At 58.9% G+C, this 24,474-nt stretch carries 22 protein-coding genes and 1 pseudogene; 14 read left to right on the top strand and 9 right to left on the bottom strand.

From position 1 onward, the window contains the following. The first annotated feature begins 66 nt into the window (after window positions 1-66). Complete coding sequence (locus X751_RS135440; RefSeq protein ID WP_031247440.1) at window positions 67-1,098, top strand: helix-turn-helix domain-containing protein; 1,032 nt, start codon at window positions 67-69, stop codon at window positions 1,096-1,098. Window positions 1,099-1,397: 299 nt separating this feature from the next. Here the strand turns inward: X751_RS135440 and X751_RS1000000168540 are convergent, their stop codons facing one another. Both X751_RS1000000168540 and X751_RS135445 read right to left on the bottom strand, forming a co-directional pair. Next, window positions 1,398-1,520 carry a hypothetical protein gene (locus tag X751_RS1000000168540; protein ID WP_023699222.1) on the bottom strand — a complete coding sequence of 41 codons (123 nt, stop codon included), beginning with the start codon at window positions 1,518-1,520 and terminating at the stop codon, window positions 1,398-1,400. A gap of 195 nt (window positions 1,521-1,715) precedes the next feature. After that, complete coding sequence (locus X751_RS135445; protein ID WP_023699221.1) at window positions 1,716-3,188, bottom strand: winged helix-turn-helix domain-containing protein; 1,473 nt, start codon at window positions 3,186-3,188, stop codon at window positions 1,716-1,718. A gap of 957 nt (window positions 3,189-4,145) precedes the next feature. Here X751_RS135445 and X751_RS1000000168535 point away from each other — a divergent pair. The 5 genes from X751_RS1000000168535 (at window position 4,146) to X751_RS135470 (ending at window position 8,030) form a co-directional block, all read left to right on the top strand. Further along, window positions 4,146-4,400, top strand: a complete 255-nt coding sequence (locus X751_RS1000000168535; RefSeq protein WP_084013688.1) for a hypothetical protein — start codon at window positions 4,146-4,148, stop codon at window positions 4,398-4,400. Between the two features lie 270 nt (window positions 4,401-4,670). Further along, entirely contained in the window at window positions 4,671-6,443 is a 1,773-nt protein-coding gene (locus X751_RS135450) for an adenylate/guanylate cyclase domain-containing protein (RefSeq protein ID WP_031247439.1), read from the top strand. A gap of 712 nt (window positions 6,444-7,155) precedes the next feature. Continuing rightward, window positions 7,156-7,362 carry a winged helix-turn-helix transcriptional regulator gene (locus X751_RS135460; protein ID WP_023746411.1) on the top strand — a complete coding sequence of 69 codons (207 nt, stop codon included), beginning with the start codon at window positions 7,156-7,158 and terminating at the stop codon, window positions 7,360-7,362. After that, entirely contained in the window at window positions 7,271-7,699 is a 429-nt protein-coding gene (locus X751_RS135465; protein ID WP_084558360.1) for a helix-turn-helix domain-containing protein, read from the top strand. The genes X751_RS135460 and X751_RS135465 overlap by 92 nt, the downstream gene beginning before the upstream one ends. Then, window positions 7,683-8,030, top strand: coding sequence for a hypothetical protein (locus X751_RS135470; RefSeq protein ID WP_023697499.1), 348 nt, complete (start codon window positions 7,683-7,685; stop codon window positions 8,028-8,030). The genes X751_RS135465 and X751_RS135470 overlap by 17 nt, the downstream gene beginning before the upstream one ends. Before the next feature lie 361 nt (window positions 8,031-8,391). Here the strand turns inward: X751_RS135470 and X751_RS135475 are convergent, their stop codons facing one another. Both X751_RS135475 and X751_RS135480 read right to left on the bottom strand, forming a co-directional pair. Next, entirely contained in the window at window positions 8,392-8,781 is a 390-nt protein-coding gene (locus X751_RS135475; RefSeq protein ID WP_023697500.1) for a cupin domain-containing protein, read from the bottom strand. A 167-nt stretch (window positions 8,782-8,948) separates the two neighbouring features. Further along, a complete protein-coding gene (locus tag X751_RS135480; RefSeq protein ID WP_245260813.1) occupies window positions 8,949-10,226 on the bottom strand; it encodes an alpha-hydroxy acid oxidase in 1,278 nt (425 codons plus the stop codon). Between the two features lie 177 nt (window positions 10,227-10,403). Here X751_RS135480 and X751_RS135485 point away from each other — a divergent pair, with 177 nt between their 5' ends. Together X751_RS135485 and X751_RS135490 are read left to right on the top strand one after the other, a co-directional pair. Further along, window positions 10,404-11,231 carry a methyltransferase domain-containing protein gene (locus tag X751_RS135485; RefSeq protein ID WP_023746408.1) on the top strand — a complete coding sequence of 276 codons (828 nt, stop codon included), beginning with the start codon at window positions 10,404-10,406 and terminating at the stop codon, window positions 11,229-11,231. A gap of 642 nt (window positions 11,232-11,873) precedes the next feature. After that, window positions 11,874-12,614, top strand: coding sequence for an SDR family NAD(P)-dependent oxidoreductase (locus tag X751_RS135490; RefSeq protein WP_023699925.1), 741 nt, complete (start codon window positions 11,874-11,876; stop codon window positions 12,612-12,614). 1,002 nt (window positions 12,615-13,616) lie between these two features. Here X751_RS135490 and X751_RS135505 read toward each other — a convergent pair. Next, window positions 13,617-15,059, bottom strand: coding sequence for a LuxR C-terminal-related transcriptional regulator (locus X751_RS135505; protein ID WP_023699402.1), 1,443 nt, complete (start codon window positions 15,057-15,059; stop codon window positions 13,617-13,619). Between the two features lie 191 nt (window positions 15,060-15,250). Between X751_RS135505 and X751_RS135510 the strand changes: the two genes are divergently transcribed. From X751_RS135510 to X751_RS1000000168695, 4 genes and pseudogenes are all read left to right on the top strand, one after another. Further along, on the top strand, window positions 15,251-15,625 hold the full coding sequence (locus tag X751_RS135510; RefSeq protein ID WP_156931637.1) for a hypothetical protein: 375 nt from the start codon (window positions 15,251-15,253) through the stop codon (window positions 15,623-15,625). A gap of 1,361 nt (window positions 15,626-16,986) precedes the next feature. Continuing rightward, the gene (locus X751_RS135515; RefSeq protein WP_023716274.1) at window positions 16,987-17,718 is read left to right on the top strand and encodes a hypothetical protein; all 732 of its coding nucleotides are present in this window, start codon (window positions 16,987-16,989) and stop codon (window positions 17,716-17,718) included. A gap of 445 nt (window positions 17,719-18,163) precedes the next feature. Beyond that, a pseudogene (locus X751_RS1000000168325) lies at window positions 18,164-18,256 on the top strand (KTSC domain-containing protein); the annotation flags it as partial. Between the two features lie 1,118 nt (window positions 18,257-19,374). After that, entirely contained in the window at window positions 19,375-19,512 is a 138-nt protein-coding gene (locus X751_RS1000000168695) for an SOS response-associated peptidase family protein (RefSeq protein ID WP_023696775.1), read from the top strand. 54 nt (window positions 19,513-19,566) lie between these two features. On the opposite strand, the gene X751_RS135520 is transcribed toward X751_RS1000000168695, so the two are convergent. The 4 genes from X751_RS135520 to X751_RS135525 form a co-directional block, all read right to left on the bottom strand. After that, on the bottom strand, window positions 19,567-19,869 hold the full coding sequence (locus tag X751_RS135520) for a DUF1330 domain-containing protein (RefSeq protein ID WP_023670645.1): 303 nt from the start codon (window positions 19,867-19,869) through the stop codon (window positions 19,567-19,569). After that, complete coding sequence (locus tag X751_RS1000000167340; RefSeq protein WP_155924055.1) at window positions 19,854-19,994, bottom strand: hypothetical protein; 141 nt, start codon at window positions 19,992-19,994, stop codon at window positions 19,854-19,856. Before X751_RS1000000167340 ends, X751_RS135520 begins: the two co-directional genes overlap by 16 nt. A 1,116-nt stretch (window positions 19,995-21,110) precedes the next feature. Continuing rightward, a complete protein-coding gene (locus X751_RS1000000166560) occupies window positions 21,111-21,299 on the bottom strand; it encodes a hypothetical protein (RefSeq protein ID WP_245260321.1) in 189 nt (62 codons plus the stop codon). Beyond that, window positions 21,289-21,513, bottom strand: a complete 225-nt coding sequence (locus X751_RS135525; protein ID WP_023736937.1) for a hypothetical protein — start codon at window positions 21,511-21,513, stop codon at window positions 21,289-21,291. The genes X751_RS1000000166560 and X751_RS135525 overlap by 11 nt, the downstream gene beginning before the upstream one ends. Before the next feature lie 1,055 nt (window positions 21,514-22,568). On the opposite strand from X751_RS135525, the gene X751_RS135530 reads away from it, so the two are divergent. Both X751_RS135530 and X751_RS00595 read left to right on the top strand, forming a co-directional pair. Next, entirely contained in the window at window positions 22,569-22,760 is a 192-nt protein-coding gene (locus tag X751_RS135530; protein WP_023699408.1) for a hypothetical protein, read from the top strand. A 476-nt stretch (window positions 22,761-23,236) separates the two neighbouring features. After that, complete coding sequence (locus tag X751_RS00595) at window positions 23,237-24,472, top strand: pilus assembly protein TadG-related protein (protein WP_023746405.1); 1,236 nt, start codon at window positions 23,237-23,239, stop codon at window positions 24,470-24,472. The last annotated feature ends 2 nt before the right edge of the window (window positions 24,473-24,474 follow it).

Here is a 24,474-nt window from a genome sequence, read left to right as displayed (position 1 = left end):
TGCACGCTAGCGCGGCGCGGGCACGGCCGCTAAAGTCGAAAATGCTGGAAGGCGATCATTTCTGCCATGGTTGAACAGGCGAGACCATTGAATGTGGCGATCCTTGCCGCTCCGGAGGCTACCGCCTCCACGATCTACGGCATGTTCGACTTGTTTTCCTCGCCCGGCAGGGATTTCCTGTTCATCACCAGCGGAGCCGCGGGCACGCCACGCATGCGGCCCTATGTGGTTGCCGGGGACGGCAGCCCGTTTCGCGCGGCAAACGGCATCTGGGTGCGCCCAGATCACAGCCTTGCCGATTGCCCGCCACCCGACATCGTCTGTATTCCAGATTTCTTCGTCAATCCGGGCGAAAGCGTTGCCGGGCAGTATGACGCCGAAGCCGCGTGGCTGAAGCGAGCGTATGCCGACGGCGCCATGCTGGCCAGCGCATGTTCGGGCGCGGTGCTGCTCGGTGAGGCCGGGCTGCTCGACAATCGCGAGGCCACCATTCACTGGGGCTATGTCGAGACGCTCACGAACAATTATCCCGGCGTGAAGGTGAAGCCGGGCCAGTCGCTCGTGCTGAGCGGCGAGGCCCAGCGCATCGTCATGGCCGGGGGCGGCTCAAGCTGGCAGGATCTCGCCCTCTATCTGATCGCGCGTTTCGTCAGCCTCAGGGAGGCGATGGAGGTCGCCAAGGTCTACATGCTGCAGTGGCACGACATGGGCCAGCAGCCCTTCGCCGCGCTGATGCGCTTTCGCCAGACCGACGACGCGGTGATCAACCGCTGCCAGAAATGGGCCGAACGCAACTACCGGACCCCTTCGCCCGTCACCGCCATGACCAAGCTGTCAGGCCTGTCCGAGCGCTCCTTCGTGCGCCGCTTCGCAAGGGCCACGGACATGAAGACAATCGACTACATCCACGCGCTCCGGCTCGAAGCGGCCAAGGAACTGCTGGAGACCGGCGACCTGGCGGTCGAGGGGGTGGCCAATGAAGTCGGCTACGAGGATGCGAGTTTTTTCGGGCGCCTCTTCCGCCGCAAGGTCGGGCTGACGCCGGCGCAATATCGCATTCGTTTCAGTGCTCTCCGGCGAGTTCTGAGCCGCGGTTGAATGTCGGCCGCCGCGGCGCGATACCCATATTCCGCTTTGCGCCTCAATTCGACCAATGGGCCGAGCTCTGCCGCCGATTGAAAGCGGACTCTGGTGGCTGGTTGCGCGTAGGCAGGGGTGCCACGTTAGAGCAAACCCAAGTGTAGGGCCGGAGGGGATCGTGGCGCCCCCAGAACGAAAGCTTGTGGCGGTTTTGGCAGCAGAAATGACCGAAGCGCCGTAAGATTGCGGCAATCCTGGTGGCGGACATCGTCGGGTTCAGCCGTCTGGGGCGAAACGACCAGGATTGTAGGCCCCCTTCACGCACACTTCTTGCGCTCAGCCACCTCGACGCTAAGGCGGAAAGCCTGGCCATCCGCATAGGAGCGTTCGTAGCTTTCTGCCTCGAAAGCGAAGGTCAGCGTGTTGCTATAGGCCGGCACGCGGACAGTCCAATTTCTTGTAGCGGATGATTTCGAAAGCATGCTCGGGCGATCCCATAGTTCCTCCCGCGATCACCGACGAGAGCTCTCAGATAGCGTCGCAAAAATCTTTGAATGCAAACCATCCGACACATCGGTGTCGTAATGTTTCAACGTTGCCCAAAGCTCCGCCAGTCCGGCCGGTAACCAAACAGTTCAGGCGGCGCTCCACATCATCAGCGCTTTCGCGACTCCGTCGAGAAGATGGTCAGCGTCAGATTCATGCTCGTAAAGCATGCTGGCCCGGATCGACTCGAGTGGAGTGTAGGATGGCGCGATACGCTTGAGTTCCGAAACGAGCCGCGATACCGCGTCCTGGTTGCCCAACTTCGCCTGTGCCGCCGCCAGCCATGTGAGCCTTACGGCCGAAGTCATGGGCAACATCGACCAACTGACAACGGCTCCCTTGTAGTCTCCCGCCGCGTATTGGGCGAATGCACGGTCGGAATGATACCAGTCTGGATGTATCGGATTGATCTGAACCGCCTTGTCGATCCAGGTCAGGGCTTCGAAAGGCTTGCCCCTGATGGCAAGCAGATAGCCGATCTGCGCGATCGTGTCCGCATCGAAGGGATTGAGGTCATAGGATCTTCGAAAGTGCCGCTCGGCGGCATCGTATGTGCGCGTGCACAGCAGTGCTTGGGCAAGAATCCGATGGCAGCGAGGCTCCTCTGGTGCGAGTCCTACCGCGAAGCGGGCTTGCTCTACTATGTCGGCCAGCACCTCCGGAGGAGCCATTCCATAATCGCCGATAATCAGCTCGGCAAATGCAAGGTATGAGCGCGCGAGCGCATAATGCGTATCCTTGGTGACGGCCGCAGCAAAGTAGTTCCGCGCTGCCTGATTATCGTCGGCGCCGTAGCCACGCAAATGCACCAGCCCCTTGAGAAGAAGCTCGTAAGCCGCCAGGCTTGCTGGAGGCTTTGGACGGGCGCGCGTCAAGCCCGCATCGTCGAGCCGTGCGACAAGACGGTTCGTCACACGCAGCGCGATCTCTTCCTGCATGTCGAAAACAGCTGAGCCCGATGCTGTGAACTTCTCGCCCCACAAGACCGCGCCGTTTGCCGCTTCGATGAGGTTGACCGCCACTCGTACGGTGCCGTCGCGAAGGCCCATGCGTCCCCGAACCAGGAAGGTTGCCCCGAGTCTCCTGCCGACCTCGGTCCAGTTGCCGGGGTCCTCCGACGCAAAGGAAAAGCTTGAGTTACGTGCCAGGACAACAGCAGTGCGAAATCGCGCCAGAGCGTTGACAATGTCCTCGGCAAAACCATCGACCAGAGGCGTGTCGGTCGCATCGCCTTCATTAGTGAAGCGCAGCACCGCTACAGAAGGCAGGTCGGACGGCGGCCTCGCCGGCGCGCCAAGCGGTGAAAGGAGGTAGCCGCGGCCTGAGACGGTGCGAATTATACTTTGTGAGTCATCGCGCAGCGCCTTGCGCAACTCGCGCACGCCTTGGGTGAGCGAGTCTTCGGTTACAAACAGCCCAGGCCAGACGGACTCCATCAGCTCCGACTTGCTGACGACGTGCCCTGTTTTTCCAACGAGATGGCTCAGGAGTGCAAATGTCTTGGGACGAAGTTTGACGGGATGACCCTGGCGCAACAGCAAGCCGCGCGAAGTGTCAAACACGCACTCGCCGATTGCTATGCTCCCTGATTCTGTATGCGACATTCAGAAGCGCTCTGCCGAACCGAGCCGGGCTCGTCGACATACAGGGGCCATCCGCGCTTACGGTCAAGTCCTTTGCCGCAGCCGCAGGTTCTGCCCCCTCAGGCACGGGTTCATGGCGAGCCAGGGCGCCCAACTCTAGAAGTTCGAAGAAGGTGCCGGGCATTGGCGCGCAGGCCAAGCTGTTGACCCCACTGAAGTACAACTCGTAAAGCTCTTGCCGTATGCGGAGCCTTTCGACGTCGTTTTCCATGATGGCCACTCCCTAGATTGTAGGGATCATGGCGCATGTGGAGCGGTGCGTACCGGCGAAATTCTGAAACTTTTCTGAAACCTGGTCGCTGGAGTACAGATCGGCCGGCGCCGAGAAGCCAATGACTGGCTCGCCGGCGGCTATCGCGAAATGCGATCACGCGAATCGGGCGAACTATTCCTCGTCTTCCACTCTCGGCGAGGCGCCTTGGGTCGCTGCCTCGATGCGATCGACGACGCGCAGCTCTTTACGATGGCGAGGAATTCAGCTGCCAGGTGCTTGAACTTCACCTCGCCCCCAGAGCGAAGATCCTCGCCTTCGATATCTCTCAAGGGCATGGAAGTTGCGGCAGCGCCTTTGAGGAACCGCAAATATCCCGCTGCAGCTCGTCTTTCGTTCGTTCAGGGTGTGAGGCCGCCACATGATTGAAGACCCACCGCTGCTCACCATCAAAAGCCGTTTCGAACGGCCTGCGGCAGAGATCATCAGTGCCTTTTCCGGCTTGCCCGTGAGCCTAGTCCTAGACGCCATGGGCGGGCGAGGGGCGTTGCACCAGGGATTAAGGCACTCTCGCCAGGTACTGCGATACTGGCCGATATCATCGTTGCGGCCACCGACAGCTTTGCTGGTGCGGCGGTCACTGAGGATCTCGTCCTTGGCATGGTGTGAAACAAGGGGTGCGCCGGCCTCGTGCGCGATGTTGTCGGGATCGAGGCGGGCGGGTGCCGGTTTACTGTGCCGGGATCGTCGCGAACTCGCCGGCGCGCAATGGTCCAGGCACGGCCGGGTTCCCGGTGGTACTGGGAGGAATGACCATCTCGCGGGGAGACATACTGGTCGGCGACCGCGATGGTATCGCCGTGGTGCCTCGCCTCGAGGCTGAAACGGTGCTGGCGCGGCTCACCGTATCAGGGCGGTGAGAAAACTCTTGATGGCCTGGTGCGGCAAGGTCTCGCCCGATTTCGCCGAGGTCATCATCAAGTCTGACAGGACGCGCTTCGTTGACTGAAAATTTTCAACGGCACCTAAGGTCCGCCTCGCCAACAGATCGTGGTTGCCGTAATTCACTTCCAATCAGATCCCGCGCTGCTTTGTTTGAGGCTATCTCGGAATTCACCTATCGAACGTCGCCTTCGAAAACGGGATTCTGTAATCTGTGCTATGCCACTTAGTCGACAGGAGTGGGCGAAGTGAGCCAGACGCGAAAACTTGCGGCGATCCTGGTCGCTGACGTGGTCGGATATAGCCGGCTGGCGGGGTCAGACGAAGATCGAACGCTGGCGCGGCTACGGGCGCTCCGGAGCGATCTCATCAATCCGACCATCGCTGTCCACAATGGGCGCGTTGTGAAGCTTATGGGTGACGGCACCCTCGTAGAGTTCCGGAGCGTTGTTGACGCCGTACGCTGTGCAATCGAAATGCAGAACGGCATGGTTGAGCGCAACGCTGGCTTACCGCCCGGGCGACGCATTGAATTTCGCGTCGGCATTCATCTCTGCGATGTTGTCGAGGAGAGCGACGGCGATCTGATGGGAGATGGTGTCAATATTGCCGCCCGTCTAGAAAGCATCGCTGAGCCGAACGGCATCTGTTTATCGGCCGCCGCTTACGAACAGGTGCGCGACAAACTGAAGGAAGAATTTGTCGATCTGGGCGAGAAAGAGCTCAAAAATATCGCACGCCCGGTGCGCACCTATCGTCTACGTATGCGCGACACAGTCCCAAAAACCGATCTGGCTGCGACTGCCGGGTCCTCCGAACAGCTGGCGCTGCCCGACAACCCTTCGATTGCTGTCCTGCCATTCCAGAACATGGGCGGCGACCCCGAACAGGAATACTTCGCCGATGGCCTTGCCGAAGACATTATTACTCGGCTGTCGCGTCTTCGTTGGCTCTTCGTGTCCGCCCGCAACTCTTTGTTCACCTACAAGGGAAAAGCGGTCGACTTAAAACAAGTCGGTCGAGAGCTTGGTGTGCGGTATGTGCTGGACGGAAGTGTAAGGCGCTCAGGTCATCGCCTCCGGATAAGCGCGCAAGTCAGTGACACATCGACCGGGGTCCAAGTGTGGGCTGAACGATACGATGTGGAATTGTCGGAATTCTTCGCGCTTCAGGATCAGATTGCCGAAAGTGTCATCGCTACGATCGAGCCGCGGCTCTACACGGCGGAACAGCAACGCTTTCAGAGCAGGTCCCCCACCAATCTTGACGCTTGGGGATTCGTCATGAAGGCGATGCCATATGTCTGGACCTGGAGTTCGGCTACGGAAATCGAGATTGCACAGGGATTTCTGAAGCAGGCTACGGACCTCGATCCTGACTATCCCCGCGCCAACAGCCTGTTGGCGTGGGCTCACGCGGCCCGCGTTTTGTCAGGATGGGCCAACGCAGCAGACATTCTGCCCACCTCTCGCGCCCTCGCGCAGCGGGCAATCCAAGGCGACCCCGAGGACCCGTGGACGCATTTAGCGGCAGGGTTTGTGCACATGATTTCGCGCGGCTTCGACTCTGCTGTGAGAGAACTAAATGAAGCGATCGAGCTAAACCCGAGCTTCGCCTTTGCGCATTCGATCCTGGGCTCAACTTACGGATATGGGGGCATGCCCGCCGAGGGGCTCGACCATCTTGAAATCGCGGGTAGGCTAAGTCCTCGCGATCACACATATGCTGCGAATTTCTCCATCCTTGGCTTATGTCATTTCATGGCTGGACGATATGCAGACGCGGTCGAATGCGAATGTCGCGCGGTTGAACTCCGGCCCCATTTTGGGTCTGCATGGCGGACGTACGCGGCGGCCGCTGGGATGGCCGGTGAAATGGACATCGCGGTTCATGCGCTTTCGCAGGCCAAGCGCCTTCAACCGTCCCTGTCGCTTCAATGGGTAGACAAGTTTCATCCGATCGTTCACGACAAGCACCGGGCTATCTATGTAGAGGGGCTGCGCATTGCCGGGCTTCGATAGTTGCGGATCGTGCCGTGCTCGTAGCTCGCTATCGGACCTACTATACCGCACGAGCGTGCGCTCAGCGCCTCAACTCGGTTGTCAAAGCTTCGGTGGGTTTCTTCCAACAGCAGACGTTCCTCACGATGAATCCGAAGAGCCGGCCGACCACTTGGAAGTATGCATTCGAATCGCTTCGGCGCGCTAGATCTCTGAAACCAAGGCGCTACTGGGATGGCCCTGAGTTCGGCTGATCAATTGCCGCCGTCAAAACGGCTTCCGCTCCCGGGGCTCTCCCTTCTCACCAATTTCCCGTGCGGTTCTGCGCTGCACTCTGGAGCGCGCGAGAGGCGGACCTATCGAAGCTGTCGGCGCAGGCCGCTTCGACGTCCGCTTCGGTCAAGCCAACGTCCCGCAGAAGGCAGTTGGACAGGTGACCGAGCCCGCGCTCTATGTTGCGGCGGGTCCTCCACTCACGGACAAGGGCCAGCAGGCGTTCGAGCGGAGGGTCAAGAAAAGTGCCCGGCAAGCGCCGTGCGGTCTGGCCTATTGTCGTTTGCGTCATGTTACGCCAAGTCATGGTGAACCTCCGTTGATCGGGAATGCGAATGGCGATCACGTGACGGCAGAAGGCGAGAAGGCGCCAGGGCAGCTTCGGAAGCGTTCCGCTTCAGATTGTGAACTGGCCTCAGACCTCCGAAAGGCCTAACCTGCGGCAAAGGAGCGGTCAGCCATGACGCGACGGCCTTACGGACTGGTCTGCCCGATCTCGCACGCCTGCGAGTTCCTGGAGCCCCGCTGGACAATTCAAATCCTGACCGAGCTCTGGAACGGCTCGACCCGCTTTAATGACATTCGCAAGGGGGTGGGCAACGTCTCGTCCGCCCTCTTGTCGAGGCGGCTCAAGGAAATGGAAGCGTTGGGCCTGGNCCCGCTTTAATGACATTCGCAAGGGGGTGGGCAACGTCTCGTCCGCCCTCTTGTCGAGGCGGCTCAAGGAAATGGAAGCGTTGGGCCTGGTCGAGCGCGTCGAGGACGAGGCGACGGGCACCATCAGCTATTTCCGTACCGAAAAGTCGATAAGGCTCGAGCCGGCGATGAACGCGCTGGCGGAATGGGCGCAATGCAACATCGAGGCGGAGATCGCGCTCGCCGACGTGGATGTTTCGACCCTCATGTGGGCCGTGCGGCGAAAGATTGACCTCGCTGAACTGCCGCGGCGGCGCGCCGTCATCCGCTTCCATTTCCGCGANGTGGGCCGTGCGGCGAAAGATTGACCTCGCTGAACTGCCGCGGCGGCGCGCCGTCATCCGCTTCCATTTCCGCGACGATCCCCCACCGAAGTGTCCCCATTACTGGTTTGTGGTCGAGCCAGGCGCGGACTTGCCCGAGCTCTGCTCGCTCGACCCCGGCCGGGACGTCGATCTTTACGTCGAGACCGGCGTTGTTTCGCTGGGAGCCATCCTGGAGGGCCGCTCTAGCATCGAGCGTGAGAAAGAGAGGGGCGGCCTTTTCCTCATCGGCGACCCCGGCCTCGCGCGAAGCATGGACCGTTGGCTGCGAATCTCGGTCTACGCGGCGCTTGAGGGAATCGTCCAGCTTTCTTGAAAGCCANCCGGCCTCGCGCGAAGCATGGACCGTTGGCTGCGAATCTCGGTCTACGCGGCGCTTGAGGGAATCGTCCAGCTTTCTTGAAAGCCATGTTTGGAGTGCAGCCTTATGCAACCCGCCCAGGACGACAAAGCCATTTGGCTGGCCTCAAAAGCTATGGTGCAATCGTCCGTTGTTGATTGCTGCTCACTGAAAGCCGTGGGTTAGGCGAGCAAGATACGCTCAGCGAGCGTGCGATGACCTTCTTTGGGGCAGGCCATCATTTTGTCGATCAAAGAGCGCAGAACTCCTTTGACCCATTCGTTGCCCACGGCACGGATCGCGTACTGCGCGCCTCGATAATCGTCGAAATTCGGGATCAGTCTGCCGCCGATAGAAGCCAGCGACGGACAGGCTCGCTATCATCAAAGGCCGCCTCGAAAATTGATGATGCGAGCACGGCACATATGTGAAGGGTTTCAGAGCCGACGTTTCGAAACCCGTGTTTTCGATTAGCCGGAACAACAAGTGATTGCCCTTCGATTATGCTAACCGACTCGTTGTCAATCCAAATCTCTGCTTTGCCGGTGACCACAGAGAGCACTTCTTCAACACGGTGACTGTGCGTCGGGGCGCCCATAGCCGGCGCTACCCATTGCTCGAAAATGCACAGCTGAAGCGCGCCGTTCTCAGCGGATATAAGCATCCGGGTTTCTACTCCAACTCGCCATTCCTCCCGCCGCTGTTCCGCATGTGAGATTATCTTCATGATGATTGTGGACCCCTCTCACTTCAAGCAAATGTTCTTCTCCTGTAAGGACCCGCCCGCAACTCTGAAATGCACATCGAAGCAACGTCCCAACCTTGGCCAGAGCACAAGTAGATGGTCCGTGTCGGCACCCCCGGAGCCCTCAGCGACATCCATCCCCCTGCTTGTCACCAGATGAGACTTCGATCAATCTCGCCAATTGAGGTCCTCCCGGTTAACGCCATTGCCGTTTCAAATTCCCGGCGTAACAGGTCAACACAGTGCCTGACCCCATCGGATCCGCCCAAGGCAAGCGCATAAACATATGGGCGGCCGATCATCACCGCGGTTGCTCCAAGAGCGATAGACTTCAAAACATCCGTTCCCCGTCTGATGCCGCCATCGATAATAATTGGAATCCTGCCGGCCACCCGCTCGGCAACTGCCGGCAGTGCATCGATCGTTGCCGGCAGCGTGTCGAGGTTCCGTGCGCCATGATTGGAAACCACAATGGCGTCGGCGCCTGAGCTTATCGCCAGTTCAGCGTCCTCAGGATCAAGGATGCCTTTCAACACGATAGGCAGAGCTGTGAGAGAACGAAGCCACTCAACATCCGGCCATGTCAATATTGCACGCTTTGGCGAACCACCGATCTTGAAGAGGCCTGTATTGCGGTCATTGAAATAAGGGGTGGTGAGCGCATCGGGAATTTTGAAACCGGCTCGCATTTGCCTTCGCCGATCGCCGAGTGTTGGCATATCCACCGTTACGCAGATCGCCTTCGCTCCGCCCGCAGCGACTTGGGCGACAAGGTCACGGTTGAAACATCGATCGCTCTGCCAATACAACAGGAACCAGATCGGCACAGGGCTTGTGGCCACGCATTCCTCGATGGTTGCTGTTCCGCTGGTCCCCAGAGTGAATATCGCACCGGCTTCGCCCGCCCCGCGAGCGGCAGCCACCTCGCCCTCGGGGTGTGACATGCGTTGGAATGCCGTTGGCGCCAGAAAGATCGGATGAGAGAGCCTTTCACCGAAGAGCGTAATGCTTGTGTCGATCTTCGAGACGTCCCGCAAAACCCGCGGCCTGATCCGCAGCAGGTCAAACGCACCTACATTGTCCCGCATCGTAATTTCGTCACCAGCCGCGCCGGCGATAAACTCATAGACGGCATGGGGCAAACGATCACGTGCAGCAGGTTCGAAGTCTGCCAGGCAAAGAAATTCATTTGCGAGATCAGAAGGCATTTGCCACCCGGCTGCGGTGTTCAAGACGTTATGCTGAGTTGTTACGCTGTTCAACAGGCCGCCCGTGCTCCACGGCATCTTGAGCTTCTTTCCAGAGCTCCGGCGATACAATCGTGCTCGAATCGGAGTGACATTGAGTTGAGCCCATCCGTGCTGACCAGAAGCCAGAAGGCTCCTGCTGGACAACGCGCTTTTGTCGTCTGCCGTGCTGGTGGCCAAGCCGTCACGCCCTCTCTGAAGGACTTCTCTCGTTTGAGGATGCGCCTAGACGGCACCCTTTCAGATATTTATGTTAGACATCTCTAAAGTAGGGATGAGCCGCTCAGCTTCAGATTGCGCCAAGGCCTGCATTCAAGCTCTGATTTGTTGTGCTTTTTCATCCGGGGGCACGCCAGTATGACAAGCGAACGTCAGCACGAATACGAGTTGGGACATTCGGAAAGAGAACTGAGAAGGCTGGCGACGCAGGCGGCATTGGTTGACCCGATGACCCGGGATTACCTGCTGCGAGCTGGCCTTCGAGCGGGAATGCATGTCCTTGACGTGGGGAGCGGCGCTGGCGATGTCGCCTTTCTCGCGGCTGATATTGTCGGACCCACAGGTCTTGTTATCGGCTCTGACAGGTCGGCGGAGGCTCTTGACGCTGCTCGGGCGAGAGCCGCGCAACGTGGTTTGGAGAATGTAATCTTCCACCAGTGTGATCCTGCCACCTTCACTTTCGATATAGCGTTCGACGCTGTTGTTGGCCGATACGTCCTAATGTTCGCGCCCGATCCGGTCGAGATGTTGAGAGGGGTTGCGCGGCATCTTGGTCCCGGGGGCGTGATGGTATTCCACGAAGTCGACTGGACTGGCGCTGCCTCGTTTCCCTCCGTCCCAACGTACGACAACTGCTTTCGGTGCATTGTGGAGACATTTCGTCGTGTAGGGACCAACCCCAACATGGGCCTGCAGCTCCATGCGACCTTCGTAAAAGCCGGGCTGCCGGCCCCTAGCATGGCGGTAAGTGCTCTCGCCGGAGGTGGATCAGACAGTATGAGTGGCATTGATCTGATCTCCGATCTCGCAGCGACCATGGCTCCGGTGATGGAGCAGATGGGCGTTATCGCAGCTTCAGAACTCGGTCCCGAAACGCTGCAAGATCGAATTCGCGCCGAGGCTTATGCAAGCGGAAGCGTGGTGGTCGGCCGATATGAGGTGGGCGCCTGGTCACGACGAATGTAGGCACCACGGTCATGCGCCCGCGCTTCCCTCGTTCAGCCCGCTCGAGCTGAAATTGACCGCTCAACAATGGAGGCGGAGAAGACGCATTAGAGCCGTCCGACCGCTACAGCGGTAGCGCCATCAAGACAGCGCTGCTACCTCAGAGCAGCAGGTGAATTGCCACAAGCTCGATGATCAGCAAAACGGCGCACACCACGCCCGCAAGGGCATAGCCTCTCCAATACGCGCGTATGTCCTGATCGGTTTGGAATGCTTCTAGCCAGAGCCCGTCGGGGGAGACGCCAAGGCAAATGGGGATAGGCATCGCGGCTGGCACGATTGTATTAGGTGCTAAAGCATCTCTGCCCAACATGCAGGCGGCTCTCTGACCGCGAAGAACAGATATTAGCCTGCGCTAACTAATGGCGAAAGCCCCTCATCGAAATATCGCCGGCCTGTCCTGATTGTCTCTTTGGTTGTTTCAAACTGGGCAATGGCGTGTCGCCGCAGGAGAGCGGGACAAAGAACAACATCGTCGGTGTACGACCTGGCTCGCTGCCGACCAGGTCATAGCTGGCTCCGGCGCTGCCAAGACTTGGTGACACCGGTCTGGCCGCTGGCGAAAATATGCGATCCTGCTAAACTTAGCCCGTGTGAACACGCATGAATGGGGGCTTTGTGCCGGTATCATATGACCTCATTGGCAAGACAGCCGTCGTAACCGGCGGAGCAAAGAGTATCGGCAAGGCAATCGTAGAGCGCCTTGTAGCGTCGGGTGCTGCAGTGCACGTGTGGGATCGAGATCAGATCGAACTGAAGGGTGTGGTGTCTACGAAGGTCGATATTACCAGCCGCGATCAGGTAACCCATGCGATCAACATGATCGTCGGTCGTGGCCAGCGTATAGACGTTCTGGTTAACAACGCCGGTTATCTAGGAACCCTTCACCCGTTTGACCAACACGAACCTGCAGACTGGCGAAGCATCATCGAAACCAATCTGATCGGCACGATGCAAGTGACGCAGTTGGTTTTGCCCCACATGCGAAAATGGGGTGTTGGCCGCATTGTCAATATGGGCTCTTTGGCGGGCAAGGAAGGTCTTGCCAACCTTGCCGCCTATTCAGCCTCCAGCGCAGGTATCGTAGTCTTCACAAAGGCGCTTGGGCGTGAGGTCGCCAATACAAACATACGCGTGAACTGCGTCGCTCCTGGGCCAATCGATACGGACATGATCCGAAACCTCGGGGTCGCAGCTGTCGAGACAATGATCGCCGATAGTCCAATGAACCGGCTCGGCCGGGTCGAAGAAGTTGCCCACATGGTGGCCTGGCTGTGCTCGGACGCCAGCAACTTCAATACCGGCGCGGTATTCGACATGTCGGGTGGGCGGGCGCGTTACTGAGCGCCGACTGTGTCTCGGTGCTTTCAGGCGGCCCCGCGTCACCGTGGACCAAATATTCCCACCCCTAACGGCGACCTATGTGATCCCCTCATGGCAACTCTGCGGTACGAGGTAAGGCGGGAACCGGATGGGACGTGGACGGTGTTCGACGTTTTCACCGGGCAGCCGGCTATTGTAGTGGGCCACCCTTCTGTCGACCTTCCCGACATGGAGTATGCTGAAGAGCTGGCAGCCATCCTGAATGCCAACGACCTGAAGCAGAGGCTATCTCACGGGAGGCTCCCCGGAGGGCTCGCCTGACCGAGGTGGCATGACAAGTTAGCCATTCAACGCCTTCGTACTGCCCTTCCAGGATGGCTCGTCCGATTCCGAGCAAGCATTTGTTATTGAATTCCCGACTACGACCGTCTTAAATCGACTTGCCATTGCGTTTCGTAGGGAGGATTTGATGGGCAACGTGGTGCCAATTCGCAGGGCCACGCGTTGCGTGGAAGTAGTCGGAGCCAGTGGCGAATGGGTCGTCCGCATCATAGAGACCGACCAGGAAATTACACGCTCATTGGGCCTGGAATCGTTTGCGCTGTCCTTAGCGGAAGGCCAGCGGATACGCCTGCATCTCGACAAAACGCTCTGGGTTGAACGGTGCTAAATCCCCGAGCCGTCCAGTTGCTGGCTGTCTTGCCTCCCCAGGGCGCCGGCATGGAGGCTCGGTTTTTCGGCAGTAACCTCGAGACGGCTCGACAAGCCTGAAGGTCGATCGTAAAATCGGCTCAAAGCTCCTGCCTCGGGCCGCGTTCTCGCCGCTCAATGATCGTCAAACTGCCTGCGTAGGTGATCAGGTGAAACCAGGACCTATTCCTTGCGCGTCACGCCCCTCTTTCAGCCGCGACGACTACATGCTGGCCCGCTTTCTGAGGATTTTCACCGCGAAGCTGACGGTCCGCTTGCGGCCCCAATGCTGCCCAGGAGCAATGCGCCTCTGAGGTGACCAGAGTGAAGAAGCTAGGCGAAACCCGCACGACGGGCGCCTTCTCTGATGGCAGCAATGGCGACAGGATTGGTAACCGGATAGGTTCTGATGAACACCTCAGCCGTGAAATTCGGGAACTCGTCCTTCAGTCGCGAATTGATCCTGGCGACCTGAGGAGTTTCATTGAGCATCGCATGAGCCATTGCCAGAAACAGAAGGGTGGCGGGCGAATCTGGCGCAGATTGACGTAGCGCGACCAGTGATTCACGGTAAAAGCCTAGAACGTAGCTGCATCGAGCAAGCATTCCATAATACCAGGGAACATAAGGATTTAGCCGGACCGCTCGCTTGGCCAGTTCGTAGCCACGCTTCGGGTCGCTGCCAACAAGAGCAAGGCTACCCGCAAGAAAGGCAAGTGAGTCCGCGTCATTTGGAGCAGCCACCAACACTCGGTCATGTTCTTCGACAGCAGCTTCGACATCGCCCTGCAATGCCCGAAGATCGGCAAACATTATGCGGGCGTAAATGTCGGCCGGGTCGAGCGCCAGCGCTTGCTTGACACATTGGCTCCAGCTCTCGATTGAGCCGGAAAGGTTGTCGGTAAACCCGTTGATAGCTTCCACAGCATGCGCAAGTGCCAGCGCGGTCCAAGCTCTTGCTAAACCCGGATCGAGTTCGATCGCACGCGCCAGTAGCCGTATCGCCTCCTTGTTCGACTCACGGGTGAAAAGGTGCTTCTGCTCAAGCCCAAGCAGATAGCAGTCATAGGCCTGCAAACTTGCTGGAGCCTTCCGACGAGCCGCATCGCGCCGCAGATTGGCGAGCTGACCGTGGCAAGTTGCAAGGACATTGATGACGTTTTCGGTCACGCTGTCCAGCATCGCAAACAGGTTGTTCGCGGAACGATCGTAACGCATCGTCCAGACATCGACCCCTGTGTGGGCGTCGACGAGTTGGACGCGGATGCGCACCCGCTGCCCGTCCACTTGAAAACTTCCCTCGATCACATAGTCGGCATTCAACTCTCGTCCGAGTGCTCGCACGTCAACACGCCGTCCCTTGTAGGAAAGCATTGTTTGGCGGGCGATCACCGCAAGGTCCCGGTAGCGAGAGAGATCAACTATGAGGTCCGCCGACAACCCATCAGCGATACGAGTCCAGCGTTCTTCTCCGCTTAAATTGTCGAACGGGAGAACTGCGAGGACCGGCGGACCCGGCTCGTCGGTCGAAAGACTTCCGGGTGGTGCATGGCTGCGGTCCTGCTGGCGGTGATCGGCAAGTAACCCAGCAAGCGCCACTTTACTACGAACATCGAGCTTCCGATAAATGGCCGAAAGATGGGTCCGAACGGTGGTAGGCGCTATGAAAAGTGTTTCGCCGATTTCGCGATAAGTCATTCCCTCCGCAAACTTTGCCGCGACCATCAACTCCCGATCCGATAAGCCGGCGAGAGGATTGCCTACGGCGCGAAGCATCGTTTCATTTTCCTTGCTGCCGACCTGTGGCCAGAACCCGATGGCCTTACATCAGGATGAAAATACTACAGATGCGATATCGAAAACACTGCATTTGCACGATTCCATGCGACGGGTCAGCATCCTAGTCTCTGCAGATCGGCAGGGCAGGTTGCTGGCAGGCCTGGTCGATTCGGAACACGGAGGGCTCCATGACAAAGTTGTCTGTCTTGACCGTAATACTGGTGCTTTTGGTGTCGGTGGGGCCATGCTTGTCCGAAGGTACCCAAACCAACAGCAAACTGACTTCCGAAGAAGCGGTGAAAGCTGCCAGCTCTGAACTGTATTCCGACATTCTCGTGCGAGCATGCAGGAACGGATGGCGGTATCCGCGCAGCTACATCGAAAATGGATTCAGGCGCCACCTGGCGGAGCTGAAACTGCAGCTTGTCGATCAGGGTTACAGCGTCGTACCCAACATGACCGTGAATGATCTGCCCGTCCGAGTACCGATATCGGAGACCAAACGCCGTCTGGTTGGCTCGCGCCAATTCAGCTGTTCCCACCCATACTGGCGCTATGAATGACTCCACGCGACGGTGTGCAATCTGACAGCCTGATTTCCGGCGGTTCTCCCCAGGTTGGAAGGAGGCGTTGACGAATGGCAGGTTGTTATTCCAGGAGGAGTGACACTCCTCCTGGAGCTGTAAACAACGTCATGGAATGACCGCTCTTCGGCTGCGTGGCTCCGCAAGCTGCCGATCCGCTACCGGCCCTGTTCCAGCCGTCAAGGGGCCGGCCGGTAAGAGCGCCCGCTAAACTTGGTCGTCAAAGCAGCGTATTCGTCAGTTGACAAGGCAAACTTCGCTCGATGACCGTGAACTCGAACGGCAGCTTACCGACGAGCGCTTCCTAGAAGCAGACCGTCCGGATACGGCCCCAAATGAGACGTTGGAAGCATTGAGGGCAGGGGACAGTTCGTGGCGCAAACGAGATAGCAGTTCCGAGTAGTCATCGCTGTTCGCGAAACGGTCGATTCCTGGAAATCGCAATGTCGTGTATCGACTAACGCGCTATCTCGGCTCGAGGACCAATTCAGGTACGCGCCTGACATTAGCTGTTGAGCATAGATCCGTGCGTCCCGGAAAGCGGACGCGGCACGATCCGGGTTAGGCGAGTAAGATACGCTCGATGACGGCGGCGCGCGCGGAACCGTCGCAACCAAGGATGAAGCTGTTGCTGGAGTCGAGCGGGCATTCACGCGGCCATTGCCGGAGCAGATCGGCGCTAGGACGGCCCAGCAGCCTTTGTCGCGGGGGGACACTTTGCGGCGGGCGGGCCGCTGGGCTCGACCGGTGAGACTCAGCGCCGTCCGGCAAACAATATGCGCACGACTGCCAATGCCAACGAATCATACAAACGGAGGAAGGAAGCGATCTAACCAGCTATCGCCATTTCCGATGCGAACGCCTAAGCCTTTTATGAGACCTAAGCGCAGCTTGCAGGCCGCAGCATGGTCCCAATTTGGGACGAATAGTTTGGCACCCATATTGCACCCACATCTTTCGCCGGCTGATCCCCGGTCCTGATCGCGTACTCTGATCAGGTGTAAGGCTCGCCGGGCTCGAGGTAGTTGGGGTCTTCGCCCGGCGAGTTGTCTACCAATGCGCAGTCACAGCCACACGGTGACGCCATACTCAAGCATTCCGCGGTTGTGCATCGCCCGACCAAGGTCCGATCGGTATGGGACTTCAGTCGCGCAAAGGGCCGATACGGTCTCCGACTCCGGATTTTTTTGCTAGATTTCAGAGGGTTACAAAGCGCTTCGCAGTCGTCAGTCGCTCATTGCAACAAGCATTTATCTAAAGTTCATTCAGTCGAATTAGGAAACTCTTATAAGCCGCTCTATAACGAATCGGCGAGGTGGCTATTCGCCTGAGGAGGTACCATGACATCCCGAAAAACGCTGTTGGCAGCGCTTGCCGCGCTTGCGCTAGTGACCGCTCCTGCTTTCGCTGGCGCGGGTGGAAATGGTGGTGGTCACGGCAATGGTGGTGGTCACGGCAATGGCGGTGGTCACGGCAATGGCGGTGGTCACGGCAATAGCGGCAAGTCCGGCAACAGCGGCGGGAAGTCCGGCAACAGCGCTTCGCACGGCAAGTCGGCATCGGCTCACGCCGGAAAGAAGGCCTCGGGCGAAGACCAGGTCGCCGTCGACGACATTGAGGTCGCCGCGACGCCTAAGGACAAGAACATTCACGCCAAGCTTGGCCGGCTGAACTCGCTGCAGCGCAACATCAACGCTTACATGAACTCCAAGAGCAAGAAATTCGCCGGCATTCAGGCTTATGTGACAGCGTCGGCGGCCGCCAAGGGTGCCCAAGCCGCGGTAGATGCCGCCCAAGCCGAAGTCGACGCGTTGAACGCCAAATTGAACGACCCGAATACTCCGGCCGACCAAGTCCCGACCCAGGAGCAGATTGACGCAGCGCAGGCGGCGCTCGATGCCGCCAATATAGCGGCGGCCGATGCTGCTGCCGCCGTCCCGTCGCTGGATGACGCGCTCGCCGATATGGCCAACAAGCCGGTCGACGCCGAGGTCACCGAATGGGCCAACGGCGTGCTTGCCGAGAAGATCGACGAGATGGCTGCCAAGCAGACTCCTGCGGCAACGCCGTAAGGCGGTCACAGCTGAAGCGACCCTAGTCGAACGTGCAAGCCGCCGGGTCACCCCCCCCCGGCGGCAGGGCGACCCGAGCTTGCCACCTTATTCTCCTCTTTGAGGGCGACCCCTAAACAAGCGGAGTTGCTAGCTACCGACGCGTAGGAACAAAAGTGCCGAAATACCGTGTTGAGGAGATGGCAGGCGATGCCGTGACGGCCACCCACACCGTCAACGCGAAAACTCCGATCAGGGCGGCGCGCGAAGCGGCGGAACGAGACGTCATTCTACGCCCGGTCACATCTTCGAATACACTTCAGCCTGTAGGGCGGTCCATACCCGGCTGGCCGCGGCTCACGCTGGTTTCTTGAAACGCACCATGCCGTCGACCTCGATGCGCAAGTTCGACTATTGACCCGGACCAGGGTTCTCTCGGTCTGGTTTTGAGCCAAGGGGGAAGCAATACGATTTCCTGGACGTGCCGCTTGAGGCATTTGTCGCGTTCAAATCTGCTTTCGCCAAGGGCCGCTATTTCAACAATCACATCCGCAACTAACTATGCATTGCGACTCGCCCAAGATCCGACTCGCCCAAGAAAAGGCTGCAGGCTCGTTGGACGATTAAGGGAGGTACTTTCCGAAAAACGGCCCGCGCTGATCGAAGGGCGCCCAGGCCGGACCGTTGCCGCCGGTCGGCAGCGGGAGGCATCCATTACGGCCGGTGCAAACCGGCCTCTCCCGGCACAATTAGCAACCTTCGGCAGTCGTTTTCATCTGTCCAGGGGCTGCGGACTGGGCACTGGTGTCATCCTGTTGACCAGGAGCGGCCTGCTTGGCACTGCCACTCTGCTGGCCCGGCGCACAGTCCTTCGCTGAGTTCGAATTGGTCGACTTCGTTGTGGTCGAATCCGTGTTGTTATCTGTCGTCGGCATCGTTGTGGTAGTGGAGGAGCCACTCGACGTTGTCCCTGTTGTCCCTGTCGTCCCCGCGAACGCAAGCCCGCTGGAAACAGCCATCATGGCAGTGGCAAAAAGAAGCCGTTTCATTCTTCATCTCCTAATGACAAGTAATGTCCCTTCCATTCGATAACGGGGGATGCGAAGGATCGGTTCCGATGCGACCTTGTGTTGACCGGCAGCTTTGGGGCGGCCGTTAGCGGACTGGCAGCCTTCAGGCGGCGGATCTTCGGTAGCTGACATTCCGGCTAGCGCGGACATCGCCTTCCCCATGGGCAGAAATTATTCTCCTGGGGCCCGCCCACGTTTCTCTCAAGCCTCCGATTTCATGACCGACAGGTTATCACGATGTGTCTGAAGGTGCAGAAGCTGATCGTGCCCCTTGGTTGTGCAGCCCTTCAGCCGTGGGCCAACCTCCCAACACCCTTGAAAAGGACTTGAAGTCGTCCCGCACCGGAGCGAACGTCTTCGCATGATCGGGATAACACGGCGGTCACGAGACACCTGACGAGTTGAAGGAATGGGAGCGACGCTCCCTGGAAGGCGACTTCTCGCAAATGCCGCGTCCCTTCCGTTGGCGTCAGTCAGCGCGCTTTGCGCATTTCATGAATGGCTATAAGGAGGCGGGCGGTTTGATCAATTCGCTCGTCTGCACCGCAGAATTGCCAGAGATGTCCTGGACGGCCGTTCGCCGTGGTACGGAAGCGCGCGGGACTTTATGGCTCTGGCTGAGGGCGTCCTTGACGACCTGTGCGAAGACAACGCGAGGATGGAGGGCATCAATACAGCACCCGCGTTCCGCGACGCCTTCATGTCCAAACGCTGCCTGATCCCTGCCGACGGCATCTCGCCGTGAGGAAGAAATGACGCTGAGGACGCCAACTGTCGTCGGGTCCGCTGGCTGCATGGGTCACGCCGCAGGCGTTGCAATCCCTTCTAAAGCGATGATCCTGGTGTTAGCGGAACGTTTGCGGATCTCGATCAGCCGGGCGTATTCCGGCGAATTATACCAGCCCATCAATGACGCCATGTCGGGGAATTCGACAATGACCAGTCGGTGTGGATCCCAATCACCTTCCAGAACCTTGGTGGCGCCACCGCGGCCCAGGTACCGCCCACCGTACCGCTCTTCGGTAGCGGGAACGTCCCGCCGATATTCCTCGAACAAGGCAGCGTCTTTTACGTCTACATCCGCTATCAGATAGGCAGCCATCTGTGTTTCCTCCTTAGACCTACCTCGCGCTCCTCGGCTTCGGCGTCGTCGGTCCGCACCCTGTCGACGATCTCCGTGGCGACATCCAGCGCCAGCGCGCTTTTCGATGATTTTGGCGCTGCCACGGCTTTCCTTCTTTCGCATGGTTCGCAAAGATTAGCATGATCGCATGCTCTCGTGTCTGGCGGTCTCCCTCAAAGCGTCATCGACCGCCCTTCAGATGAGACACCGCCGTCTCGACAGGTAGGCTCGGCAGGGTTCGGTTTTTCTTCGGTCCTTTTCATCCAAAACTTGTCGAAAAGCGCGAATGAAAATAGGAAATATGCAACCTGAAAGATGATAAAAATCAGCAAGGTCCATGTAAGGGACTTCCAGAACGAATCCGTTGCTAGGTAAATCCAGGTCGCTACCACGGTCGACATGGCAAACATCCCAATCAGCAATCGCGGAAAAAACAATATGTTCAATGCGCCCCATAGCTGGACCGACCGGTCTCACGTCTACCCCCCAGAAGCACGTAAGGCTTCACTAAATTAGTAATTGCGCGCCAATGGCCAGAACCAAACCTTCCGACCAGCTTTCCCGGGCTGAAATCGACCGCTTCCTGGCAGCAGCCGAAGCGCTGCACAAGAGCATCGTCGGGCCGCTGTGGCGTACCACAGCGAGCATGCCAAGCTCTGTGAGGTCCCTCCACCCCTTTTGAAGGCGGTCGAGAACATCACCGACCATAAGGCAGCCAGACGGCTCCCGCGCGGCTGAGACGGCCCTGTCCCGTTCCTTTGGATGAACTGCGCAAAGGCCATAGGCGATAAGATAGGTATTGCCCTGCGGAATCGGGTGTGATTCTAACTGCGACGACACACGAATTGCTTCCAGACGACGGTTGGGCCGAGACGATTGAGCTTCTCGGCGGCGAAGATTTGCTTACGCGGAGCGCCCGCGAGACGAAGGCGTTCCTGCGCCCGCGGGGCGTTCGATCGGCGCCCGATCTGTTGCGCCTGACGCGCGGCGGCTTCTCGACCAAATCCATCTGAAGACACCGAACGCGTTCATTTGGACAGCGACCCATACTTGGCCCGCCGGCTCATGCTGGCGGGCTTTTTTGCGTCAGTCGGGAACATCCTCACTCTGAGGCTGTTCGGTCACACCCGGCTCGTTCTTCAGCGATTCCTGCCGGTGACCAAGATGTCCTCTCCACTCGTCATGGTCGGCCCGCGCAGCCTCGAAAGCAGGCGCGGGGCTCATTCGCCGTCATTGCTGTGTTGTCGGTGCGCAACCGCTTCTTTGAATGCGCGTGCTGCTGCATCGCAAGCGACACGTGAGGAGCCGTTCACGGACAAGATGATTTCGGCTGCCTTCACGGTCAAACCGTGTTTTTCGGCGAACTCTGCGGCTGTGTATGCGAGTTTTGTTTTTTCGCTACTCCGCATTTCTGACTCCATAGATCTCTTGCGCCTCGTGCAAGCTCTGTCGGGCCTGTTGCAGTGATCGATGCAAGTTCGCCAGCAATTCGTCGGCGTCGGCCGTCGGACTGCCTTCGTGATCCAGTAAGCCGACGATAATATCCTGCTTGGAAACGATGCTCTCGTTGTGACCGAGTTGGCCCATAAAATACATGAGCCGGCTCTGTGCCTGTGTGGGCATGGGCCTTCTCCCTGGTCGGGCGAAAGCCTGATGATCGCTCCCAAGCGCCTCGTGCCTGTTTGTTTTTGATTTTTCGAGGCGACGGCAACATTGTGCGCTCGTTAGCAGGCCATGGCAACCGGCCAGGCAATAGCAGCATCCATGGTGCGCCGCCCTGACCGCGCGTGCCAGTCCCCTGGCACCGCTCGGCCGCTACTTTAGTGTTTCTGGTTGACCATCGTGATCGGCGCACCGCATTTTCGCGTTGAGGGACAAACTGGGGATCCTGAATGAAGAAGCCTTATCAGAAGCCTGAAATAACAAGCGCGAGAAGCTCTCGGCCGTAACGGCTGTGTGCACGCCATCAACCTGCACCGATGAGTGAGAACCTTTAGACCGGCGCTTTGCCGAAATTCGCTAGCCAGTTGGCTTCGGCGGCGGGCTTTTCCGCTTCCAGGCGCCGAAACTTATCTTCGCGTTCCTGTCACCACGAGCCATGCGGTTTCCGTGCTCGGTCTCCGCACTTCAGGGTCGCTGAACCCTGCATCTCGCAAGGCAGCAAATGACCTCATCGGCTCGCGAGGTATAAAAATGTCGGCCGGCATGTTCATCCTGTCCATAAGCGCCTTCGGGAGGAAGCCCAGGACGACGCGACCGCCTGGTTCGATGACGCGAGCGAGCTCTGCGGATCCGGCTCTAAGGCTTTGCCAGAAGTACACTGTGTGGACGCTGAGCGCCTTGTCGAATGCTATCCGGCAAGGGCAAGTCCTCGACTAGCCCGACTCGGAACTCGGCTCGTCCGGCGCGCACTGCATCTGTAGCGGGCCACCCATCTGTCAACCTTCCCGACATGGAGTATGCCGAAGAGCTGGCGGCCATCCTGAATGCCAACGACCTAAAGCAGAGGCTATCTCACGGGAGGTTCCCCGGAGGGTTCGCCTAACTGAGGTGTGATTCGCCCGCCTTCGTAATGCCCATCGAGGGTGGTTTGTCCGATCCGAACAAGCATTTGTTATTGAACTTCCGACTACCAGGGTCTTAATCGACTTGCCATTGCTTTTCGTAGGGAGGCTGTGATGGGCAGCGTGGTACCAATTCGCAAGGCCACGCCTCGCGTGGAACTGGTCGGAGCCAGTGGCGAATGGGTCGTTCGCATCATTGAAACTGACCAGGAAATTACACGCTCATTCGGCCTGGAATCGTTTGCGCTGTCCTTCGCGGCAGGCCAGCGGATACGCCTGCATCTCGACCAGGTTGTGCGGCTTTAGGACTCGCTACGATTGGATAACCTCAGTGCCGGGAGCACGGAGACTTCACCGCAGACCATGCCGAGCAGCGGGATCGACACGAAGCTGTCTCGGTGGTGATCGTGAAATCTTCTGCTCGACAAGCAACACCCATGAGGAGAATGCTTCCGCTGTCCGAACTCACGACCTTGCAATTTGGCGCATTTCGCGAAGCGCGATCGACCCAGGATACGCTTGTATGCGGATCTAGGACTCTAGTCGAGGCTCACTAGCGGAACAGCCGCTTAGCCATGTGGCTCGCAATCACGGAAGGTCAGTTTGCGACCCAAAGCTCCCGGTCAGAATGCGCCCCCCCCTTGGCCGTAGAGATGACGCAGCGTGAAGCACATGCACGTGAGGAGGAATTGCAGCAAACCTTTCGTCTGGGCCGTGGACTTCATCGAATCGGAATGGGTTTTTTAGAAATTCGTTTATCTATTCGTGATTTCTAATAAAATATGGGATCCAGTGCATTCATCCGGTTCTGGCCTGCATTGGTCCGCGCAACACGCGCCAGGAACGGTAACGTTGCCGTCGTCGTTGCCTTCACCTTGCCGGTCGTGGTCGGCGGCGCCGGCCTCGGTATCGAGACGTCCTTCTGGTACTACAGCAGCCTCAAGCTGCAGGCCGTCGCCGATGCCGCGGCCTATGCCGGTGCGCTCGAGAAAGTCGCGGGTTCCGATAACCCGACCATCATCGCCGCCGCCACGCAGTCCGCGACCTCGAACAATTTTGCCACGCCGGGCACGATTCAGGTCAACACGCCGCCATTGTCCGGCCCGAACACCGCGAAGAAGGCGGTAGAGGTCATCGTCAAGCAGAATCTCGATCGCTACTTCACGGCGATTTTCAACCAGGCGCCCGTTGCCGAACAGGCAAGGGCGGTGGCGCTGATCAATGACGCCTCCAAAGCTTGCGTGCTGGCGCTCAGTCCCTCGGCCTCCCAGGCTGCGCTCTTTTCCGGCAACACCACCGTCAACCTCACCGGCTGTTCGGTCATGTCGGACTCGATTGCCTCGGACGCCATAAAGACGCAGGGCTCGGCGGTGCTCAAGGCCGACTGCCTGATCACGGTCGGCGGCATGGTACTGAACAATCCAGCGACCACGGTCTGCAAGTCTAACATGACCCATGCCTTGCCGGCGGCTGATCCTTTCTCCAGCCTGGCGAAGCCGACGGCCGGCAACCCGTGCAAGAGTGTCAACGGCAACAAGACGTCGCAAACACTCCAGCCTGGCACCTACTGCAGCGGATCTCAAGGGCAATGTCACCCTGCAGCCGGGCGTCTACGTCGTGCAGGGCGGTATGAAGGTCAACGCCAACGCGGTCGTCGCCGGCAGCGGGGTAACCATCTTCATGGCGGGCAGCAACACTGTCAGCATGAACGGCAACGCCAAGGTGACGCTGAGCGCGCCGACATCCGGAACCTATTCCGGCGTGCTGTTCTACGGCGACAGGACCGGGACCACGGCGCAGAGCACCTTCAACGGCACCGCGGCCTCGCTTTTGACCGGCGCCATCTATTTCCCCAGGCAGCAGGTCAACTACCTTGGCAACTTCTCCGGGAACGGCGGCTGCACTCAGGTCGTCGCCGCACCATCCAGTGGTCCGGCAGTACGACCATCAAGCAGGACTGCACCAGCCTCGGGATGAAGAACATTCCGGCGACGCAATCCGTTCAGCTCGTCGAGTAGCG

It is taken from the genome of Mesorhizobium sp. LNJC394B00 (assembly GCF_000502555.1).
Classification (GTDB): Bacteria; Pseudomonadota; Alphaproteobacteria; order Rhizobiales; family Rhizobiaceae; genus Mesorhizobium.
Note: the sequence above shows the minus strand (reverse complement) of the source record. Positions and strands in the feature narration are given on the sequence as shown.

What these genes read in the sequence shown, in the direction of transcription:
- X751_RS135485 (WP_023746408.1), top strand. Translation starts at nt 10,404, where the DNA reads ATGACAAGCGAACGTCAGCACGAATACGAGTTGGGACATTCGGAAAGA.
- X751_RS135515 (WP_023716274.1), top strand. Translation starts at nt 16,987, where the DNA reads ATGACATCCCGAAAAACGCTGTTGGCAGCGCTTGCCGCGCTTGCGCTA.
- X751_RS135490 (WP_023699925.1), top strand. Translation starts at nt 11,874, where the DNA reads ATGAATGGGGGCTTTGTGCCGGTATCATATGACCTCATTGGCAAGACA.
- X751_RS135530 (WP_023699408.1), top strand. Translation starts at nt 22,569, where the DNA reads ATGGGCAGCGTGGTACCAATTCGCAAGGCCACGCCTCGCGTGGAACTG.
- X751_RS135475 (WP_023697500.1), bottom strand. Translation starts at nt 8,781, where the DNA reads ATGAAGATAATCTCACATGCGGAACAGCGGCGGGAGGAATGGCGAGTT.
- X751_RS135440 (WP_031247440.1), top strand. Translation starts at nt 67, where the DNA reads ATGGTTGAACAGGCGAGACCATTGAATGTGGCGATCCTTGCCGCTCCG.
- X751_RS135525 (WP_023736937.1), bottom strand. Translation starts at nt 21,513, where the DNA reads ATGCCCACACAGGCACAGAGCCGGCTCATGTATTTTATGGGCCAACTC.
- X751_RS135510 (WP_156931637.1), top strand. Translation starts at nt 15,251, where the DNA reads ATGACAAAGTTGTCTGTCTTGACCGTAATACTGGTGCTTTTGGTGTCG.
- X751_RS1000000166560 (WP_245260321.1), bottom strand. Translation starts at nt 21,299, where the DNA reads ATGCGGAGTAGCGAAAAAACAAAACTCGCATACACAGCCGCAGAGTTC.
- X751_RS135505 (WP_023699402.1), bottom strand. Translation starts at nt 15,059, where the DNA reads ATGCTTCGCGCCGTAGGCAATCCTCTCGCCGGCTTATCGGATCGGGAG.
- X751_RS135520 (WP_023670645.1), bottom strand. Translation starts at nt 19,869, where the DNA reads ATGGCTGCCTATCTGATAGCGGATGTAGACGTAAAAGACGCTGCCTTG.
- X751_RS00595 (WP_023746405.1), top strand. Translation starts at nt 23,237, where the DNA reads ATGGGATCCAGTGCATTCATCCGGTTCTGGCCTGCATTGGTCCGCGCA.
- X751_RS1000000168695 (WP_023696775.1), top strand. Translation starts at nt 19,375, where the DNA reads ATGGCTCTGGCTGAGGGCGTCCTTGACGACCTGTGCGAAGACAACGCG.